Origin of the sequence: Klebsiella sp. HMSC25G12, assembly GCF_001807705.1 — a bacterium.
GTDB lineage: Bacteria > Pseudomonadota > Gammaproteobacteria > Enterobacterales > Enterobacteriaceae > Klebsiella > Klebsiella variicola.
Genome location: NZ_KV789924.1, coordinates 66,576 through 86,191 on the forward strand (window position 1 = coordinate 66,576; position 19,616 = coordinate 86,191).

Below are 19,616 nucleotides of genomic sequence, written 5' to 3' on the forward strand. Positions count from 1 at the left end.
TCGTTGTTATAGGCCGACGCCGGGTCGGCATTAGTTACAATGCGAAACATCTGGAAAAACTCAAAAAAGGATTTTGCACATAATGAATATCGCAATCAATATCATTTGCGTTTATCTTGCACGAGAAAAGGTAATAAAAATCAATCTATTTTGTGGGGATAAAGCCAACAGGAGAGTGGATCCGGCGGCAGAATACCGCCGGAGGCAGGGCACATCAGGACTCGAGGATCTGCGGCCAGAGACGGAGAGTGGTGTCGGTGATTTGCATCAGCTTGTCGAAATCCGCGCCTTCCCGCGCGCTAATCGACATCCCCTGCAGGACACAGTTGAGAAACTGCGCCAGCGGCGCGACGTCGCGGCCCGCAGGGAGTTCGCCCTGCGCTTGCCGCTGCTGCAGAAACTGAGTGAGCGCCTGCTCCTGCATCGCATGGCGGGATTTGATGGTATTGGCGATATCCGTCGAGGAGGCGGCCAGCGCGGCGGAGGTATTGATAATAAAGCAGCCGGCCGGCGTCTCTTTGCTGGTAAAGCAGGTGGCGACCGCCGTGAAGTAGTCGCGCAACGCCTGATCGACGGATTTACCTTCGGCCAACAGCACGGCTTCGTGCTTCGCGGCAAAGCGCGAAATGTAACGATCCAACACTGCGCGGAACAGGCCTTCTTTATTCACAAATTCCGCATACAGGGTGGGGGCTTTTGCTCCTGTCGCCTCGACCAGATCGGCGAGCGAGGTCGCCTCATAGCCGTGCTGCCAGAAGAGTGTCATGGCTTTGTCCAGCGCCGCATCCCTGTCGAACACCTTCGGTCGGCCACGGCTTTTTTTGGCGCAACTTTGAACGTCAGTTGTCATGGTGCCGTTGTACCTATGTTGGTTTGGTGAAAGGCCATTATAAAAATAAACGATCGCCGGGGCCAGCGCTGTTGGTTTAAAAATAAATAAATCATATGCGTATGAAATTTAAGCATTTTATAAATAGTTAAACGATCGTTATAAAAATGCGTTGACGTGTGATGTAGATCACATTACTATTTACCTATCGATCGTTAAGTTAATACTTACGACCCTACTAAAAAATTCATCTGCACAGGTATAATAATCATGAAAACCGTTAATACTCTGGCTATTGCCGCCGTTCTTAGCTCACTCTCTTTCGCCAGCTTTGCCGCTGTTGAGGTGCAGTCCACCCCAGCGGGTCAGCATAAAGTAGGCACCATCTCTGCTTCTGCCGGGACTAACCTGGGCTCGCTGGAAGATCAGCTGGCGCAGAAAGCGGATGAGATGGGCGCCACCTCATTCCGTATTACTTCGGTAACCGGTCCGAATACCCTTCACGGCACCGCTGTTATCTACAAGTAAGCCCGATGCGTCGTTGCCCGGCCCCCTTCACCGGACAGCGATGAGTAAGACCCTGTTGTACCCCTGTTTGACCCTTGCCAACAAAAAACCCGCCATCAGGCGGGTTTTTTGTTTTGTGCAGCGTAAGACTACAACGACTGCGGTCCAGGGGCAGCATGACGCGTGACGTCAATGGGCATGCCCGAGCGGTAATTCATCGCGCGCTCCATCACCGTCCCGTCGGTTTGCGGCGCCTGTTTGAACTCCGTCATGGTCGCGTTAAGCGTAATGGGCAAGGTCTGCGGGTCGTCATCGATATGCTCAGACAGCGGCTGATGGACTTCAACCAGACGGCGGCCATCCGGCTCTACCGATACCTTGATCGGCGTGTTAATGATATTCACCTTAGTGCCTGGCGAAATGGCGTTGTACAGCGCCTTGATATCGTTGTCGCGCAGACGAATACAGCCGGAGCTGACGCGCATGCCGATGCCGAAATCGGCATTGGTGCCGTGCAGGAGATAGACTCCGCCATAGGCGGCGAGGCGGATGGCGTGATGGCCCATCGGGTTGTCAGGACCGGCTGGCACCACCGCCGGCAGCTCAATCCCCATTGCCTTGTAGCGGGCGCGAATGTTAGCGGTGGGCGTCCAGGTCGGATTGGCCCGCTTGTCAGACACGGTCGTGACCATCGTCGGCGTGATGGTGGTTCCGCCCAGCTGGCCGATGCCGATCGGGTAGACGGTCACTTCATTCTTACCCGGCGGGTAATAGTAGAGGCGCAGCTCGGCAAGGTTAATCACCAGCCCTTCGCGCGGCGCATCGGGCAGCAGCGTCTGCAGGGGGATGGTCAGCACGCTGCCGGCGCGGGGAACATAGGGGTCAACCCCGGGATTGGCCTGCAGCAGGGCCAGAAAGCCGACATTGTACTTTTTGGCAATCGCCTCCAGCGAACCGCCGTTATCCTGCACCACGTGGAACGTATTCTGACCTACCAGCCGGCTGCCCGGCGGGGGAAGGGGCCAGGTGTTGGCGCGCGCGGGCAGAGCCAGCGCGGCGACCAGCGCGACCAGCGCCAGCCAGAGCGTAACGGGGAAACGGTTTCTCATTACCATAACTCCAAAATATATAAGTGGTTATTTTTATATGAAAAGCAGATGAGATTATGGCGTGAGTCTGTGTGGGGAAATCCAGGCGGATTGCAAAATGTTTGTAAAGATTGCCAGGTATGTAAGAAGGGAGATACGGACAGGGGGCCGTATCTCCTGCCAGTCAGGCGACGGCGTTCTCTTCCAGCTGACGCATAAACTGGCGAACCCAGTCCATCCGCGTTTTACGCTCTTCCAGATCCTGCATGAATTTCAGGCGCGTCGGCCCGTCCAGCCGGAAGTGCTGGGGCTGCTTCTGCAGCAGGCCGATCAACCACACCGGATTGACGTTGTTTTTCTCGTTAAATTCAATCACGCCGCCTTTTTCGTTGCTTTCCAGTTTGCGGATCCCCAGTTTCTGCGCCTGCTGACGCAGACGGGCAATATCCAGCAGGTTGCGGGCGGCATCGGGCAGGCGGCCAAAACGATCGATCAGCTCGACTTTGATCTCCTCCAGATCGAGTTCGTTTTTGGCGCTGGCAATGCGCTTATAGAATGACAGTCGCGTATTGACGTCAGGGATGAAATCGTCAGGCAGCAGGGAAGGCATGCGCAGTTCGACCTCCGTCTGCTGGCTGGTGAGATCTTCCAGCGAGGGTTCGCGTCCGGCTTTCAGCGCATCGACTGCGTTCTCCAGCAGCTCCATATACAGAGAGAAGCCGATGGTTTCCATCTGACCGCTCTGATCTTCGCCGAGCAGTTCCCCGGCCCCGCGAATCTCCAGATCGTGGGTCGCCAGCGCAAAGCCGGCGCCGAGATCTTCCAGCGACGCAATGGCTTCAAGGCGCTTTTGCGCATCGGTGGTCATCGCTTTCGGATGCGGCGTCAGCAGCCAGGCATAGGCCTGATGATGCGAACGGCCAACGCGGCCGCGCAGCTGGTGCAGCTGGGCGAGGCCAAAATGGTCGGCGCGTTCGATGATGATGGTGTTGGCGGTGGGAATGTCGATCCCGGTTTCGATGATGGTGGTGCACACCAGCACATTGAAGCGCTGGTGATGGAAGTCATTCATCACCCGCTCCAGTTCGCGCTCCCGCATCTGGCCGTGGCCGATGGCTATCCGCGCCTCCGGCACCAGCTCCGCCAGCTTGTCGGCGGCTTTCTGGATGTTTTCGACGTCATTAAACAGATAGTAGACCTGGCCTCCGCGCAGCGTTTCGCGCAGGATCGCCTCGCGCACCACCAGGGCGTCGTATTCGCGAACGAAGGTCTTCACCGCCAGACGGCGCGCCGGCGGCGTGGCGATGATCGACAGGTCCCGCATCCCGCTCATCGCCATGTTCAGCGTCCGCGGGATCGGCGTGGCGGTGAGGGTCAGGATATCGACATCGGCGCGCATTGCTTTGATGCGTTCTTTGTGACGAACGCCAAAGCGGTGCTCTTCGTCGACGATCAGCAGCCCCAGATCGCGCAGCTTCACCTCGCTCTGCAACAGCTTATGGGTGCCGATTAAGATATCGATTTTGCCTTCCGCGGCCTGCTCGAGGATCTGCGCCTGCTCTTTAGCGCTGCGGAAGCGGGAGAGCATTTCGATGCGTACCGGCCAGTTGGCGAAACGATCGCGGAAGTTGTCATAGTGTTGCTGAGCCAGCAGGGTGGTCGGCACCAGCACCGCCACCTGCTTGTGGTTCTCCACGGCGAGGAAGGCGGCGCGCATAGCCACTTCGGTCTTACCGAAGCCCACATCGCCGCACACCAGGCGGTCCATGGCCAGCGGCTGGCACATATCGCTGAGGACGGCGTTAATCGCCTGCGCCTGATCCGGCGTGGTTTCAAACGGGAAGCCGTCGCAGAACAGCTGATACTGTTCGCGGTCGTGTTTAAAGGCAAAGCCCGCCTTCGCCGCGCGCTGGGCGTAGATATCCAGCAGCTCTGCCGCCACGTCGCGTACTTTCTCAGCCGCTTTTTGTCGCGCCCGGGTCCAGGCATCGCCGCCCAGCTTGTGCAGGGGCGCGTTCTCTTCCGCCCCGCCGGCGTAACGGCTGATAAGATGCAGGGAGGATACCGGAACGTATAGCCTGGCATCGTTGGCGTAAGTCAGCATCAGGTATTCGCCGGTGATGCCGCCGGCTTCCAGGGTGGTCATTCCCGCATAGCGGCCCACGCCGTGCTCCAGATGGACAACCGGCTGGCCGATATGCAGTTCGGCAAGGTTGCGAATGAGGATGTCAGGGTTGATGGTGCGGCGTGAATCCTGCCGGCGGCGCGCCACACGCTCGCCGAGCAGGTCGCTTTCGCAAATCAGCGCCAGGCCGCGCTGACTGTCAATAAACCCGTGTTCGGCGGCGCCAATCATCAGATAGCGGCCATTGCCGGTGGCTTCTTCCAGACGCAGCACGTGTTTTGGCGCAATTTTAATCCGCGCCAGCATTTCGCTCAGCGCTTCACGGCGACCCTCGCTTTCCACGGAGAAGATCACCGGGCCGGTAAAGGACTCGAGGAAGCGGCGCAGATTATCCAGCGGCGCTTTGTTTTGCGCCTGCACCGCGAGGTCCGGCAGCGTCTGGTAGCCCAGATTGGTATTCGCCGCTTTGTCCGCCAGGCGCTCGGTTTTCAGCTGTACGCGCGGCCATTTTTTCAGTTCGCCGAACAGCTCATCGCTGCGCAGCCACAGCAGTTCCGGCGGCAGGAGCGGGCGCATCGGATCGACGCCGCGGTTTTCGAAGCGGGCGCGGGCTTCATTCTGGAAACGTTCCGCGCTGGCCTCGAGATCGCCGGTGTTGACGATCAGGGTGCTGGCCGGGAAATAGCTAAATAACGGCGGCAGCGGCTCGCTGAAGAACAGCGGCTGCCAGTATTCGATACCGGCAGGCAGTGTCCCTTTACTGACCTGCTGATAGATATGCTCGGCATCGCGCTTCACCTCAAAACGGTCGCGCCACTGGCTGCGGAACAGCTCGATGGCGGTCTGGTCGGTGGGAAACTCGTGCGCCGGCAGCAGGTTAATGGCCGCCACCTCCTCCAGCGTGCGCTGGCTGTCGACGTCGAACAGGCGCAGGCTGTCGATTTCATCGTCAAAGAAATCGAGGCGGTAGGGCTGATCGCTGCCCATCGGGAACAGGTCGAGCAGCGCGCCGCGGGTGGCATATTCGCCGTGCTCCATCACCTGATCGACATGGCGGTAGCCGGCACCCTCCAGCTGATCGCGCAGCGCATCGCGCGACAGGCGCTGGCCCTTTTTCATCACCAGCGCGTGCCCGTGAAGGAAGCTGTGCGGACAGACGCGCTGCATCAGGGTGCTGACCGGGACGATCAGTACGCCGCGCTGCATGGTGGGTAACTGGTAAAGGGTGGCAAGACGGGAGGAGATGATATCCTGGTGCGGCGAGAAGCTGTCGTAGGGGAGCGTTTCCCAGTCAGCCAGCCCCATCACCATGCTGTCGGTGAACTGCCTGATCTCGTCGTTCAGACGCAGCGCGTTTTGCATGTCAGGTGCCACCAGCACCACCGGGCCTTTGTGGCGTTCGGCCATCTCTGCCACCAGGGTAGCGCAGGCCGCGCCGGTCAACTCGCCAAGCTGGCGCAGATCACCGGCTTTGGCCGGCAATGAGTATCGATATTGTTCAGGCATAGACGGTTTCATGGTCTCTTGGGGATTCGCTCTGCCGATATGGAGGGCAACTCGCTGATATTCAATAGTGAGATTATCCGCGATTGGTCTGGATTCGCCAACCCGAATTGCCATCAGGTGTTGGTTCAACAAACATCCGGGTTGCGGATAAGCGTAAAGATATATCAGCAAGGTCTTATCTATCCGATTGTATTTGCTTGGTTTTTAGGATTATTGCTAATAAAGTCGTCAGGTATCAGTCATTTACGCTGCTCGTATTCGCTTATATACTCGGGCATCGGCTATCAGCAACCAGATGGATGACATGTACCAACCTGCCGCACTCTTTATCGGCCTGCGCTATATGCGCGGGCGCGCAGCCGACCGCTTCGGTCGATTCGTCTCCTGGCTCTCAACCATCGGCATTACGCTTGGCGTAATGGCGCTGGTGACGGTCCTGTCGGTGATGAACGGCTTTGAACGCGAGCTGCAAAACAATATCCTGGGGCTGATGCCGCAGGCCATTCTTAGCGCCAAACAGGGCTCGGTGAACCCTCAGCAACTGCCGGAGCGCGAGGCGAAACTCCAGGGGGTGACCCGCGTGGCGCCGATCACCACCGGTGACGTCGTCCTGCAGAGTGCGCGCAGCGTGGCGGTCGGGGTCATGCTGGGCATTGATCCGGCGCAGAACGATCCCCTGACTCCGTACCTGGTGAACGTCAAACAGAGCGATCTGCAGGCGGGCAAATATAACGTTATTCTCGGCGAACAGCTGGCGGGCCAGCTGGGGGTTAATCGTGGCGATCAAATTCGTGTGATGGTTCCTTCCGCCAGTCAGTTTACGCCAATGGGCCGCGTGCCGAGCCAGCGTCTGTTCACGGTTATCGGCACCTTCGCCGCCAACAGCGAAGTCGATGGTTATCAGATGCTGACCAACATCGACGACGCCTCTCGTTTAATGCGTTATCCGCTGGGGAATATCACCGGCTGGCGCCTGTGGCTGGATAAACCGCTGCAAGTGGATACCCTGAGTCAGCAGACGCTGCCGCCGGGTACCCAGTGGCAGGACTGGCGCGAGCGCAAGGGCGAACTGTTCCAGGCGGTGCGCATGGAGAAAAACATGATGGGCCTGCTGCTGAGCCTGATCGTCGCCGTCGCGGCCTTCAACATTATTACCTCGCTGGGGATGATGGTGATGGAGAAGCAGGGCGAAGTGGCTATCCTGCAAACTCAAGGGCTGACGCCGCGGCAGATCATGGCCGTCTTTATGGTGCAGGGCGCCAGCGCCGGGATCGTCGGCGCGCTGTTGGGAGCCGTGCTTGGCGCGCTGCTCGCCAGCCAGTTGAATAATTTAATGCCAGTCATCGGCGCCTTCCTTGACGGCGCGGCGCTGCCGGTGGCGATTGAGCCGCTGCAGGTTATTGTTATCGCCCTGGTGGCGATGGTGCTGGCCTTGTTGTCTACGTTGTACCCTTCCTGGCGCGCTGCCGCCACCCAACCCGCTGAGGCTTTACGTTATGAATAAGATCCTGCTGCAATGCGACAACCTGTGCAAACGCTATCAGGAAGGCAATGTGCAAACCGATGTCCTGCACAATGTCAGCTTCAGCATTGGTGAAGGCGAGATGATGGCCATTGTCGGCACCTCCGGCTCTGGCAAAAGTACGTTGCTGCATCTGCTCGGCGGCCTGGATACGCCCACCTCTGGCGACGTGATTTTCTCCGGCCAGCCGATGAGTAAACTCTCCACCGCCGCGCGCGCCGACCTGCGTAACCGCGAGCTGGGCTTTATCTATCAGTTCCACCATCTGCTGCCGGACTTTAGCGCGCTGGAAAACGTGGCGATGCCGCTGCTGATTGGCAAAAAGAAGCCAGCGGATATTGAACGCCAGGCGAAAGCGATGCTGCAGGCAGTCGGGCTTGAACACCGCAGCCATCACCGTCCGTCGGAGCTCTCCGGCGGTGAACGCCAGCGGGTGGCGATTGCCCGCGCGCTGGTGAATAAACCGCGGCTGGTGCTGGCGGATGAACCGACCGGTAACCTTGATGCTCGCAACGCCGACAGCATCTTCCAGCTGCTGGGCGAACTGAACGTCGCGCAGCGCACCGCGTTTCTGGTGGTGACCCACGACCTTCAGCTGGCGAAACGCATGAGCCGCCAGCTGGAGATGCGTGATGGCCGTCTGACCGCCGACCTGACCCTGATGGGGGCCGAGTAATGGCGTCTCCGTTATCGTTACTGATTGCATTACGTTTCAGCCGTGGACGGCGGCGCGGCGGCATGGTGTCGCTGATCTCGGTGATCTCCACCATCGGCATTGCGCTGGGGGTGGCGGTGCTGATCGTCGGCCTCAGCGCGATGAACGGTTTTGAACGCGAGCTGAACAACCGCGTGCTGGCGGTGGTGCCGCACGGCGAAATCGAACCCGTGAACCAGCCGTGGAATAACTGGCAGGAGGCGCTGGCGAAGGTGCAGAAGGTGAAGGGGATTGTCGCGGCAGCGCCCTATATTAACTTCACCGGCCTGGTGGAGAGCGGCAGCAATATGCGCGCCATCCAGGTGAAAGGGGTCGACCCGCAGCAGGAAACCCGGCTCAGCGCGCTGCCCACCTTTGTGCAGAATAACGCGTGGGCCGGATTCAAGGCCGGCGAACAGCAGGTGATTCTGGGGAAAGGGGTCGCCGATGCGCTGCACGTGAAGCAGGGGGACTGGGTGTCGATCATGATCCCTAACGCCGACGCCGACCATCAACTGCTGCAGCCAAAACGCGTCAGGCTGCATGTGACCGGAATTTTACAGCTGAGCGGCCAGCTCGATCATAGTTTTGCCATGATCCCGATGCAGGATGCGCAGCAGTACCTGGAGATGGGCAGCAGCGTGACCGGCATCGCCATCAAGGTCACCGACGTTTTCCACGCGAACAAGCTGGTGCGCGACGCCGGCGAGGTGACCAACAGCTACGTCTACATCAAGAGCTGGATCGGCACCTATGGCTATATGTATCGCGATATCCAGATGATCCGCGCCATCATGTACCTGGCGATGGTGCTGGTGATCGGCGTGGCCTGCTTTAACATCGTCTCGACGCTGGTGATGGCGGTCAAAGACAAAAGCGGCGATATTGCGGTGCTGCGCACGCTTGGCGCAAAAGACGGCTTAATTCGCGCGATTTTCGTGTGGTATGGTTTATTAGCCGGATCGGTAGGCAGCCTGTTTGGGGTAGTGATCGGCGTGATCTGCGCGTTGAACCTGACGTCAATCATCAACGGCATCGAATACCTGATTGGGCATAAATTCCTCTCCGGCGACATCTATTTTATTGACTTCCTGCCGTCAGAACTGCACTGGCTGGACGTCTTTTATGTGCTGGTGACAGCACTGTTGCTGAGTTTGCTGGCCAGCTGGTATCCCGCCCGCCGCGCCAGCCGCATCGACCCGGCGAGGGTGCTGAGTGGCCAGTAATTTATCGTCATCGTCGGCTTTGCTGACGACACAAGAGGAATTGCTGAAATGTATTATGGATTTGACATTGGCGGCAGCAAGATAGCGCTGGGCGTATTTAATCAGGAGCGGCGACTGCAGTGGGAAAAACGCGTCGCCACGCCGAAAAGCAGTTATGAGGATTTTCTCCAGGCGGTGGAGGCGCTGGTCCGCGAGGCCGATGAGCGCTTCGACCAGCAGGGGTCGGTCGGGATCGGTATTCCGGGGATGCCGGAAACGGCAGACGGCACGCTGTATGCCGCTAACGTGCCAGCCGCCAGCGGCCGGCCGCTGCGCACCGACCTCAGCGCGCGGCTGGGGCGCGATGTGCGCCTCGATAATGACGCCAACTGTTTCGCGCTGTCTGAAGCGTGGGACGATGAGTTTACGCAATACCCGCTGGTGATGGGGCTGATCCTCGGCACCGGCGTGGGCGGCGGCCTGGTGTTGAACGGTAAATCGATTACCGGACATAGCTATATCACCGGCGAGTTCGGCCATATTCGCCTGCCGGTGGATGCCCTGGAGGTGGTCGGGCGCGATTTTCCGCTGCTGCGCTGCGGCTGCGGCCAGCTGGGCTGCATTGAAAATTATCTCTCCGGCCGTGGTTTCGCCTGGCTGTACGAACATTTTTACCAGCAACCGCTCTCCTCGCCGGAGATAGTGGCGCAGTGGCAGCAGCACGATCCGCGCGCCCAGGCGCACGTTGAGCGCTATCTCGATCTGCTGGCGGTGTGTCTGGGGAATATACTGACCATTGTCGACCCGGATTTACTGGTGCTCGGCGGTGGATTATCTAACTTTACGGCCATTAGCGAAGGGCTGGCGCAACGATTGCCGCGCCATCTTCTGCCGGTCGCCAGGGTTCCGCGCATTGAGCGCGCACGCCACGGCGATGCCGGGGGAATGCGCGGTGCGGCCTTCCTTCACCTGACCCATTAATCACAGAGGTAGCTATGCAGTCGCGCCGTTTACATCGATTGAGCCGTTTTCGTCGCAATAAACGTCGGTTGCGTGACCGTCTGCGTCAGCGGATTTTCTTTAGGGAGGACAGGATGAAACCTGAAGCGATGGCAAAACCGAGAGTGGTGGTGTTAACCGGCGCGGGCATCTCGGCAGAGTCGGGGATTAAAACCTTCCGCGCGGCGGATGGCCTGTGGGAAGAGCATCGGGTGGAAGATGTGGCGACGCCGGAAGGCTTCGCCCGCGATCCGGCGCTGGTGCAGGCGTTCTACAACGCCCGTCGTCGCCAGCTGCAGAGCCCGGAGATCGCGCCGAACGCGGCGCATCTGGCGCTGGCGCGTCTGGAAGATCTACTGGGCGACCATTTCCTGCTGGTCACCCAGAATATTGATAATCTGCACGAGCGCGCCGGCAACCGCCGGGTGATCCATATGCACGGCGAGCTGCTAAAGGTGCGCTGTTCGTGGAGCGGCCAGGTGCTGGAGTGGACCGGCGACGTCACCGCTGAGGACAAATGCCACTGTTGCCAGTTCCCGGCGGCGCTGCGTCCGCACGTAGTCTGGTTTGGCGAGATGCCGCTGGGGATGGATGAGATCTACAGCGCGCTGGCCGACGCGGATATTTTTATCGCCATCGGTACCTCCGGCCATGTCTATCCGGCGGCTGGCTTTGTGCACGAGGCGAGGCTGCACGGCGCCCATACCGTTGAACTGAACCTGGAACCCAGCCAGGTGGGCAGCGAGTTTGCCGAGAAGCACTACGGGCTGGCAAGCGAAGTGGTGCCTGCCTTTATCGATAAGCTGCTGCAGGAAAACCCGCTATAAACTGAAGCCGCCTGCCGGAAGCCAGGGCCCTGGCCACTGCTTCCGGCAGCGCTGCTGACAAGGATGAAACGTCATGACAGGAGTCAGACCATGCATAATCCGCTGGTTATCGAAGCGATCATGTTGATCGCGGCCATTATCGTTGGCGTCTGGAGCCAGCGCGCTTTACCGCTACACGCCGATAGCCGGCCGATCCTCTTCCTGCTGTGTCTGTTCGTCGGCACTGGCAGCGCATTGTCCCTGCTGCTGGATATCTTAGCCCTGCTGTGCATCGGTCAGATCGCGACAGGGGGTGTGCGGATATACGGCCCCATGCTGCTGCTGCTGGTACTGTGGAAACCTCTCAACTGGGTTGTCGGCATCATTGATGATTTTTTGATACAGCGAGCCGAAAAAGGGAAGGGCAAAGGCCAGCGCGACGGTGGACGACGCTGATCCGCCGCCTGCGCCGTGGCTTATTTATAGCGCCTTTTGCATATTAATGACCGAACGGGCGTTCGAGGCGCTGGTAGCCAGCACATCTATAACCCCGGTGCGTAATGCCCCCAGGATCGCCGTCGCTTTCGTACTTTCGGAGGCGATAGCGATGACGCAGGGAATGGCCCGCAGCTGTTCGAGACTTAAGCCAATGACCCGGTCATTCATCACCGTATCGACGGGTTTGCCCTGAATATTGAAAAAGCTGTACCCCGCCAGATCGCCCACCACCCCCTGTTCCTGACGCGCGGTGGCAATTTCCTGCGGCGTAAACCAGCCGAGCTGGACCATAAAGCTGTTTTCATTCATATCGCCGAGGCCAATGATCGCCACGTCAGCTTTGCTGGCCTGTTCGAGCGTGGCCTTAATCAGGCGGTTTTGCATAAAGGCGGCGCGCAGCTCCGGGGTTTCCACATAGGCCGGGGCGTAAAGCGTTTCGCTGAAGCCGTTAAATTTGCGCGCCAGATTCCGGCTGATGTGGTCGGCGTCGATCAGCTGATTGTCGCGCTTGGTTCCGCCGATGCCGCAGATAAAGCGGCAGTGGCGCTCAGGAAACACACCGACGTGATTCGCCACCGCGGCCACATTGCGCCCCTGACCAACGGTGACGGTCATATCGTTTTTTAACACCCCAGCCAGGTAGTTACTGACCAGGGCCGCCACCTGCTGGCGCTGTTCATCTTCATCATGGTGATCCAGGGCAATCAGCGCGCGCTTAATGCCAAAGTGCGAAATAAACTGCTGCTCAATCTGGGAGCTGAAGACCGGATGGTATTTGACGCTGATCTCAACAATCCCTTCCTGGCGCGCTTTTTTCAGCAGGCGCCCGACTTTGATACGCGAAATGCCGAATCGTTTGGCGATCTCTTCCTGCGTTTGTTCCTGATCGTAATAAGCCACCGCAATTTCAGTGAGCAGGGCGTAATCTGAGTCTTGTTCAATCATGGCCTGGAATTTCCATCTCTGGTGTCCCTCTTATATTACTGCGCCTGCAAAATAAATTCCTGTGTAACGCGTTGAACAATGTCGCAATAGCCTTGTGCGTCCCAGGCCGCGCGGCCGATAAACAAGCCATTGATCTCCGGCTGGCGCAGCAGTTCCACCGCGTTTTGCAGTGTAACGCTGCCGCCATAGAGCAGTGGGATACGGATTCCTGTCTCATGACCAAACCGCTCGCAAAGCGCCTCACGCAACGCCTGATGAATGACGCCCGCCTCCTGCGGTGAGGCGGGCGTACCATGTTCGCCAATGGCCCACACCGGTTCATACGCAATCAGGATCTGCAGCGCTTGCTGGTGGCTCAGGCCATACAGGGCGATCTTCATCTGCCGCACCACGCTTTCACGCGACACCTGCCAGCGTTTCTCCTCGGCGCTATCGCCAATACAGATCAGTGGGCGCAGGCCATGACCTAAGGCGCTATGTACTTTTCGATTAATCGCGGCATCGCTTTCATTAAAGGCGGCGCGTCGTTCTGAATGTCCCAGCTCAACAAGCGTGGCGCCGGTTTCTGCCAACATGGCCGCCGAGATTTCCCCGGTCCAGGCGCCCTGATCCGCTTCATGCATATTCTGCGCGCCGGTCAAAAGTGGTAACTGATGCATTTGCAGAAAATGGCTGACGGGTTGGATCGCGGTGAAGGGGGGAATGACGAAGGGCTGAATAGCAGGGTGACAGCCCTCTGGCATCCGCGCTGCCAGCGTTTCGCACCAGGCCATGGCCTGCGACAGCGGCTTATTCATTTTCCAGCTGGTTCCTAACCATATCGGGGTCATCTTTGCTTCTCCTGTTAATAAAATCAAACGCTTGCAAAATGTGGGTGTCATACCCTGTATTGAGGTTGAACTTTTTATCAGTAAATGAACATATGTTAGATCACATTTTTCGATGAAAAAAATCTATGAATTTTTTTATGTGATCCTCATCACTAATGGCGGCTCATTCATCAGGTAATGTTTTGAGCATATGATTTGACTATGAACATATGAACAATCAACTGAGACAAGAGAGGCGCATGATGTCAGCAGAGAAAAAACCCGTTGTGGCGATTACCATCGGCGATCCGGCAGGGATCGGCCCAGAGATCACAGTGGCCACCATGATGGACAAAAGCGTGTATGACGAGTGCAAACCGTTCCTGATCGGCTCGGTACCGATTATCAGCCGGGCGATGAAAATCATGGGCTGCGATTTTGCTATCCATAAAATTGCTCATCCTCAGGAGGCACGTTTCAGCTGGGGGACGCTGGATGTCCTGGAAACCGGCGACTACGACTGCGACAGCATCGAATGGGGCAAGGTGCAGAAGCTGGCGGGGCAAATGTCGCTGGACTATGTGATGAAGTCGATCGAACTGGGCAAAGCGGGGCTGATCGACGTGGTCTCTACTGCACCTATTCATAAGGAAGCCATCAAGCTGGCGGGATGTAAGCTCCCGGGCCATACCGAAATCTATCAGGTGGAAACCCAATCTGATTATGGCTTGACTATGTTCCACGTCCACAACCTGCGCGTCTTCTTCGTGAGCCGCCATATGGCGCTAAAAGCTGCCTGTGACTATGCCAATAAAGCGCGGGTGCTGGCCTGCGTTCAGCAGATCCATCATGAATTTACTGCCCTGAACATCAACAATCCGCGTATTGCCGTGGCCGCCCTGAACCCGCATGGTTCCGACAACGGTCTTTTTGGTCACGAAGAGGCAGACAATCTGATCCCGGCGGTGAAAGCGGCCCAGGAGATGGGGATCAACGCTATCGGGCCGGTACCGGCCGATTCCGTGTTCCATCTCGGCAAACAGGGGCGCTACGACGCCATTCTCTCGCTGTATCACGATCAGGGGCATATCGCCTGTAAAACCCTCGACTTTGAACGTTCAATCACCATTACCTTCGGCCTGCCGTTTATGCGCAGCTCCGTTGACCATGGGACGGCGTTTGATATCGCCGGTACCGGTAAGGCGGGTACTGTCAGTATGCTGGAGTCGACGCTGGTGGCGGCCCGTTACTGGAAAATGAAGCATCAATAATCGCTGAGGTTCATGCGAATCACGAGGACAGAGAAATGGAAAAACATCTGTTGATTAGCAAGGGCTGTAAGGGCTGGGGTGGGCCTCTGACTATCACGCTGGGTCAGGGAAAAAAGATTGCGTACATTACCGGGGGGATCCGTCCCCCGGTCGTGGACCGCCTGAGCGAACTGACCGGCTGGCCCTCCATTGATGTATTCAAAAATGGCGAACCGCCGGCAGAAGAGATTGGTTTAATGGTCATCGACTGCGGCGGCACGCTGCGCTGCGGACTCTATCCGAAGCGGGGAATTCCCACCATTAACCTGCATCCCACCGGCAAAAGCGGCCCGCTGGCGGAATTTATACACGAAGGGATCTACGTCTCCGGGGTGACGCCTGCCTGCATTGAGATGGTCTGGCCACAAGGGGAAGGCGGAAAGCTTGGGATCGTGGCTGACGATTTGACCGGGGCGACCACCGTCGGGGTGCTGCTGGCACGTAGCGGTTTAAAAACCGCCGCGTTTTTCGATACCGAATCCTTCTCCCGCAATGAGGTCGAGTATCCGGCGATGGTCGTCAGCAGCGACAGCCGCCCATTGCCGAAAGCGGAGGCCCAGCACAAAGTGAGCGCTGCGGTGAAACAGCTGCAGGCTCGCGGCGCGCACTACTTCACCAAGCGGATTGATACCACGCTGCGCGGCGGCATCGGATTTGAAATCGATGCCATGCTGGAACAACTGCCGCAGGAGACGGTGGCGGTTGTGGTGCCGGCGATGCCGCAGTCACGGCGTATTCTCGTCGGCGGTTATTCGGTGATTGATTCGGTAGCCCTGTCGCGGACCGATGTGGCTCGCGATGTACGTACCCCGGTCACCGAGTCGTGGGTGCCGGGACTGTTGGCGGCGCAGACCCATCATCAGGTCGGGCATATCGCGCTGACGTCGGTGATGAAAGGCGAAGGGCAAATCCAGCAGGATTTGCAGGAGCAACAGCAACGCGGCGTGCGGGTGATAGTGGTCGATGCGATAACCGTCGACGATGTCGATGCTATCGCCGGGGCGGTAGTGGCCCTGAACTGGAACGTGCTGGCCGTCGATCCGGGGCCCTTTACCGAACGGCTGGCGGTTCGTCGCGGCCTGATGCGCGAAGCGCGGAGCAGCGCGCCCGCGAGCCTGACAGCGGACGGCCAGCGCGGCTCGATTTTGATCGTTGCCGGCAGCGCAACGCCAGTAACCAAAAAACAGCTCCAGTATTTGATCGCCAGGGATGACCGGGTCTGCCATATCCCGGTTGATGCCGAGCTGTTGGTTGACAGGAAAAACGCCGCTGAGATTGAAGTCAATCGCGTGGTACAGTATGCCCGACAGTGCGTTCCGGCGCAGCACAACGCGCTCTTTGTTTTTGAATCCGCCTTGACCGGGCGGTTGCTAAACCTTCAGGAAGAGGAGCAGAGATTTGGTCTGGCCCACGGTGAGGCTGCGCAAAATATTAACCACGGATTGGGCAGTATTGTACGCGAGGTGCTTAACTGTGCGTCGGGTGAAATTAAAGGATTGTATATGACCGGCGGTGACACCATGGTCAATGTCCTAAAAGAGCTGGGCGCGACCGGAATAGAAATGATTGACTATGTCATCCCGCAAACTGATATGGTGCGGATTATTGGTGGTGATTATGCCGGCTTAATTTGTGTCGGAAAAGGAGGGTTAACCGGACCGGAAGATATTATTGGCATCATTGTTGACCGAATTTATCAAGAAGCACAGCAATAACCCAGTCATCTAATAAAAAATAAACGACGTAATGGTCGTCAGGGTAGTATTGCGTCGTTATCTCTGTTAAATCTTAATTTAAGAGTCACCCTATGAATATTAATATACTTGAGAAAATGAATAAGGTGCCCGGTGGGCTAATCATTATTCCACTGCTGGTGGCAATATTGATTAATACCTTTGCTCCCCAGGTGCTCAGCATTGGCGGCCCAACCACCGCTTTATTTAAAGTCGGTTCCAGCGCCATGATGGGCATATTTTTGCTCATTTGCGGAACCTCAATCAATATCCGTCAGGCCGGTTTGCCGCTCTATAAAGGCGCCGTGCTGCTGTTTCTCAAATGTCTGGCCGGGGCCCTGGCGGTATGGGCCGCGGGAACGTTGTTTGGCCCGAGCGGATTTCTCGGGATATCGACCCTGGCGCTGATTGCCTGCCTGACCAGCTCGAACAGCTCCCTCTATATCGCATTGTGCAGCAACTATGGCGATGCCAGTGATGCCGGGGCGATCTCCGTGTTCTGCATCAAGGATGGTCCGTTTGTCACCATGATGGTGCTGGGCGTTAGCGGCCTGGCCAATATTCCCTTCGCCGCGCTGCTGTCGATGCTGATCCCACTGCTGATTGGCATGCTGTGGGGCAATCTGGACGAACGTTTTAAACAGTTATGCGCCGCGGCGCAGCCGCTGGTGATCATTATTATGTCGTTCGCCATCGGCGCCAACTCCAGCATCAATACGGTGTTTACCGCCGGCCTGTCCGGGATCCTGTTGGGGATTATCTCCGCGCTCACCGGGATTGTGTTCTACTTTATCTACAACCTGTTTTTGAAGAAGAAAAGCGCGCTGGGCGCCGCGCTGGGAACCACCGCCGCCAGCTCAGCGCTGACGCCGGCGATGGTTGCCCAGGCGGATCCTTCGCTGGCGATGTACGTGGATGCCGCCACCGCGCAGCTGGCGACGGCGAGCATTATCACCATGATCACCGCGCCGATACTGGTCGCCTGGTTTGATAAACGGCTGAAAAAGCGGGCGCCAGCCGCTGAACCTTTGAAAGACGCGAAAAGTGAAGAGAGCGTGACATTATCTTCCCCTGCCGCCAAAGGACACAAATAGTATGAGCGTGCCGTTGTATTCATTACGAATTACCGCCGTCGGGGAATATGTTGAGTGCTCTTTGCGGGAGCAGCGGCTTATTTTATTCTCCGATGCCGTTCCCGACGATATTGCGAGTTATTGCGCCGTACACCAGGCCAGCGAACTGACCGCCGAGTTATCGCCCGGTCAGCGAATGAAATTAAATGATAAAAATTATCGGGTGACCGCGGTAGGCAGTGTGGCAACGGCAAATTTACGACAGCTTGGCCATATCACGCTAAATTTTGATGGCGCAGATATCGCTGAATTACCCGGGACGGTACACCTTTACGGCGAACCACCACAAATTATTCAGCCCGGCGACCAAATTTCGTTTTACCCGAATTGTCATTAAGACGTACTGTTAAATTAAGGAAATAACCATGAAAACAATCGCTATTGGTGCGGATGATGCCGCCTATGCTTTTCGCGATACTATCGTCGCTTATTTGAATGGGCTGGGAATAAACGTCGCGGATTACAGCAGCGATAAGCGCCAGGGGAGTACCGTTTATCCGGATGTTGCCCATGCGGTGGCGATGTCGATTAAACAGGGCGAACACGAGCGCGGCATTCTGATCTGCGGTACCGGCATTGGGATGAGTATTGTGGCCAATAAAGTCCCCGGGGTCCGTGCCGCCCAGTGTCACGATACCTTCTCCGCTGAGCGAGCGCGTAAAAGTAACAACGCGCAGATTATTACCCTCGGCGCGCGGGTGATTGGCACTGAGCTGGGCAAAAAAATTATTCAGGCGTGGCTTGAGTCCGAATATGAAGGCGGCGGCTCCGCGCCCAAAGTGGAACGTATTGATTATTACGAACACCAGCATGCCAGAGATTAATCTCCGCAGTCGTAAGATAAGGAACAGATGATGAGCCAGTTAGACGAACTGAAAAAATACACCACGGTTGTTGCTGATACCGGCGATATTGAATCGATTAAAAAGTTTGCACCCCAGGATGCGACCACCAACCCCTCGCTGGTGCTGAAGGCCGCGCAGCTGCCGCAGTATCAGCCGCTGATTGCCGATGCGATTGGCAAGGCACGCCGCCAGGGAGGCAGCGCAGAAACACAATTGATTAACGCCTGCGATCAGGTGGCAGTGGATATCGGCAGCGAGGTGCTGCGCCATGTGCCCGGGCGTATCTCCACCGAAGTGGATGCCCGCTTTGCCTGGGATCGCGGGATGTGCGTCGCGAAGGCGCGCAAGCTCATCCAGTTATATGAAAAAAATGGCATTGGTCCCGAGCGGATTCTAATTAAGCTCGCCGCCACCTGGGAGGGCATTCGCGCTGCCGAAGAGCTGGAGCAGAGCGGTATAAACTGCAACCTGACGCTGCTGTTCTCTTTCGCTCAGGCCCGGGCATGCGCCGAAGCGGGCGTCTTTCTCATCTCGCCCTTTGTGGGCCGCATCTACGACTGGTATCAGAAGCACCAGCCGCAGTCAGCCTATCAGGTGGACAGCGATCCGGGCGTGGTCTCTGTGCGCCAGATTTATCAGTATTACAAATCCCATGGCTATGACACGGTGGTAATGGGCGCCAGCTTCCGTCGTATTGAGCAGATCCAGGCGCTGGCGGGCTGCGATCGCCTGACTATCTCTCCGGCACTGCTGGACGAGCTGGCGGCCAGCGAAGGAGTGTTGACCCGCCAGTTGACCCCCGGCTGCGTGACGGAAACTCGTCCCAGCCCGATGACGCAGGCGGAGTTTCTCTGGCAGCATCATCAGGATCCCATGGCAGTGGAAAAACTAGCGGAAGGGATCCGACTGTTTGCTGTCGATCAGGTGAAACTGGAACAACAGATTCAGCAGATGCTGTAAGCCGCAGGGATAAAGACTGATGAAGACGACAAAAACCATTCGCTGCCAATGCGCCAACGCGCTGCGCGCCCTGAGCATGGACGCTGTACAGAAAGCCAAATC

20 protein-coding genes and 1 pseudogene are annotated in these 19,616 nt (G+C 57.5%); 15 read left to right on the forward strand and 6 right to left on the reverse strand.

Annotated features, from left to right (window positions below; genetic code table 11):
- Window positions 1-39 precede the first annotated feature (39 nt).
- Window positions 40-162 (forward strand): hypothetical protein, encoded by a 123-nt coding sequence (locus HMPREF3096_RS31115; protein ID WP_012542233.1) that lies wholly within the window; start codon window positions 40-42, stop codon window positions 160-162.
- A gap of 52 nt (window positions 163-214) precedes the next feature.
- Here HMPREF3096_RS31115 and HMPREF3096_RS25500 read toward each other — a convergent pair whose 3' ends face one another.
- Window positions 215-850, reverse strand: a complete 636-nt coding sequence (locus tag HMPREF3096_RS25500; RefSeq protein WP_008806001.1) for a TetR/AcrR family transcriptional regulator — start codon at window positions 848-850, stop codon at window positions 215-217.
- Entirely contained in the window at window positions 847-966 is a 120-nt protein-coding gene (locus tag HMPREF3096_RS31120) for a hypothetical protein (RefSeq protein ID WP_046622381.1), read from the reverse strand. Before HMPREF3096_RS31120 ends, HMPREF3096_RS25500 begins: the two co-directional genes overlap by 4 nt.
- Window positions 967-1,099: 133 nt before the next feature.
- Between HMPREF3096_RS31120 and bhsA the strand changes: the two genes are divergently transcribed.
- Window positions 1,100-1,357 (forward strand): multiple stress resistance protein BhsA, encoded by a 258-nt coding sequence (bhsA, locus tag HMPREF3096_RS25505; RefSeq protein ID WP_012542232.1) that lies wholly within the window; start codon window positions 1,100-1,102, stop codon window positions 1,355-1,357.
- Window positions 1,358-1,485: 128 nt separating this feature from the next.
- On the opposite strand, the gene ldtC is transcribed toward bhsA, so the two are convergent.
- A complete protein-coding gene (gene ldtC, locus HMPREF3096_RS25510; RefSeq protein WP_012542231.1) occupies window positions 1,486-2,445 on the reverse strand; it encodes a L,D-transpeptidase LdtC in 960 nt (319 codons plus the stop codon).
- A gap of 163 nt (window positions 2,446-2,608) precedes the next feature.
- A complete protein-coding gene (mfd, locus tag HMPREF3096_RS25515; protein ID WP_023339892.1) occupies window positions 2,609-6,055 on the reverse strand; it encodes a transcription-repair coupling factor in 3,447 nt (1,148 codons plus the stop codon).
- 39 nt (window positions 6,056-6,094) lie between these two features.
- On the opposite strand from mfd, the pseudogene HMPREF3096_RS31125 reads away from it, so the two are divergent.
- The 7 genes and pseudogenes from HMPREF3096_RS31125 to HMPREF3096_RS25545 form a co-directional block, all read left to right on the forward strand.
- Window positions 6,095-6,217, forward strand: a pseudogene (locus HMPREF3096_RS31125) (hypothetical protein); the annotation flags it as partial.
- A gap of 142 nt (window positions 6,218-6,359) precedes the next feature.
- Window positions 6,360-7,559: a lipoprotein-releasing ABC transporter permease subunit LolC gene (gene lolC / locus HMPREF3096_RS25520; RefSeq protein WP_046622379.1), complete on the forward strand. Its 1,200-nt coding sequence runs from the start codon at window positions 6,360-6,362 to the stop codon at window positions 7,557-7,559.
- On the forward strand, window positions 7,552-8,253 hold the full coding sequence (gene lolD, locus HMPREF3096_RS25525) for a lipoprotein-releasing ABC transporter ATP-binding protein LolD (protein ID WP_002900798.1): 702 nt from the start codon (window positions 7,552-7,554) through the stop codon (window positions 8,251-8,253). The genes lolC and lolD overlap by 8 nt, the downstream gene beginning before the upstream one ends.
- Window positions 8,253-9,497, forward strand: a complete 1,245-nt coding sequence (lolE, locus tag HMPREF3096_RS25530; RefSeq protein ID WP_012542227.1) for a lipoprotein-releasing ABC transporter permease subunit LolE — start codon at window positions 8,253-8,255, stop codon at window positions 9,495-9,497. The genes lolD and lolE overlap by 1 nt, the downstream gene beginning before the upstream one ends.
- 48 nt (window positions 9,498-9,545) lie before the next feature.
- Window positions 9,546-10,457 carry an N-acetylglucosamine kinase gene (gene nagK / locus HMPREF3096_RS25535; RefSeq protein ID WP_008806006.1) on the forward strand — a complete coding sequence of 304 codons (912 nt, stop codon included), beginning with the start codon at window positions 9,546-9,548 and terminating at the stop codon, window positions 10,455-10,457.
- Between the two features lie 14 nt (window positions 10,458-10,471).
- Complete coding sequence (cobB, locus tag HMPREF3096_RS25540; RefSeq protein ID WP_008806007.1) at window positions 10,472-11,302, forward strand: Sir2 family NAD+-dependent deacetylase; 831 nt, start codon at window positions 10,472-10,474, stop codon at window positions 11,300-11,302.
- Between the two features lie 90 nt (window positions 11,303-11,392).
- Complete coding sequence (locus HMPREF3096_RS25545; protein WP_032729963.1) at window positions 11,393-11,737, forward strand: hypothetical protein; 345 nt, start codon at window positions 11,393-11,395, stop codon at window positions 11,735-11,737.
- 24 nt (window positions 11,738-11,761) lie between these two features.
- Here HMPREF3096_RS25545 and HMPREF3096_RS25550 read toward each other — a convergent pair whose 3' ends face one another.
- Window positions 11,762-12,724: a sugar-binding transcriptional regulator gene (locus tag HMPREF3096_RS25550; RefSeq protein ID WP_004140612.1), complete on the reverse strand. Its 963-nt coding sequence runs from the start codon at window positions 12,722-12,724 to the stop codon at window positions 11,762-11,764.
- A 35-nt stretch (window positions 12,725-12,759) separates the two neighbouring features.
- A complete protein-coding gene (locus tag HMPREF3096_RS25555; protein ID WP_008806009.1) occupies window positions 12,760-13,554 on the reverse strand; it encodes a triose-phosphate isomerase in 795 nt (264 codons plus the stop codon).
- A gap of 242 nt (window positions 13,555-13,796) precedes the next feature.
- Between HMPREF3096_RS25555 and pdxA the strand changes: the two genes are divergently transcribed.
- The 6 genes from pdxA to tal all read left to right on the forward strand — a co-directional run bounded on the left by pdxA (window position 13,797) and on the right by tal (window position 19,514).
- Window positions 13,797-14,804 (forward strand): 4-hydroxythreonine-4-phosphate dehydrogenase PdxA, encoded by a 1,008-nt coding sequence (pdxA, locus tag HMPREF3096_RS25560; protein ID WP_008806010.1) that lies wholly within the window; start codon window positions 13,797-13,799, stop codon window positions 14,802-14,804.
- Window positions 14,805-14,839: 35 nt separating this feature from the next.
- A complete protein-coding gene (locus HMPREF3096_RS25565; RefSeq protein WP_032729964.1) occupies window positions 14,840-16,558 on the forward strand; it encodes a four-carbon acid sugar kinase family protein in 1,719 nt (572 codons plus the stop codon).
- A gap of 92 nt (window positions 16,559-16,650) precedes the next feature.
- Window positions 16,651-17,670 (forward strand): 2-keto-3-deoxygluconate permease, encoded by a 1,020-nt coding sequence (locus HMPREF3096_RS25570; protein WP_004204602.1) that lies wholly within the window; start codon window positions 16,651-16,653, stop codon window positions 17,668-17,670.
- Window position 17,671: 1 nt separating this feature from the next.
- Window positions 17,672-18,046, forward strand: a complete 375-nt coding sequence (locus tag HMPREF3096_RS25575; protein WP_023297368.1) for a PTS glucitol/sorbitol transporter subunit IIA — start codon at window positions 17,672-17,674, stop codon at window positions 18,044-18,046.
- A 28-nt stretch (window positions 18,047-18,074) separates the two neighbouring features.
- Window positions 18,075-18,533, forward strand: a complete 459-nt coding sequence (gene rpiB / locus HMPREF3096_RS25580) for a ribose 5-phosphate isomerase B (protein WP_008806013.1) — start codon at window positions 18,075-18,077, stop codon at window positions 18,531-18,533.
- Between the two features lie 30 nt (window positions 18,534-18,563).
- Window positions 18,564-19,514 (forward strand): transaldolase, encoded by a 951-nt coding sequence (gene tal / locus HMPREF3096_RS25585; protein ID WP_004147958.1) that lies wholly within the window; start codon window positions 18,564-18,566, stop codon window positions 19,512-19,514.
- Window positions 19,515-19,616 lie beyond the last annotated feature (102 nt).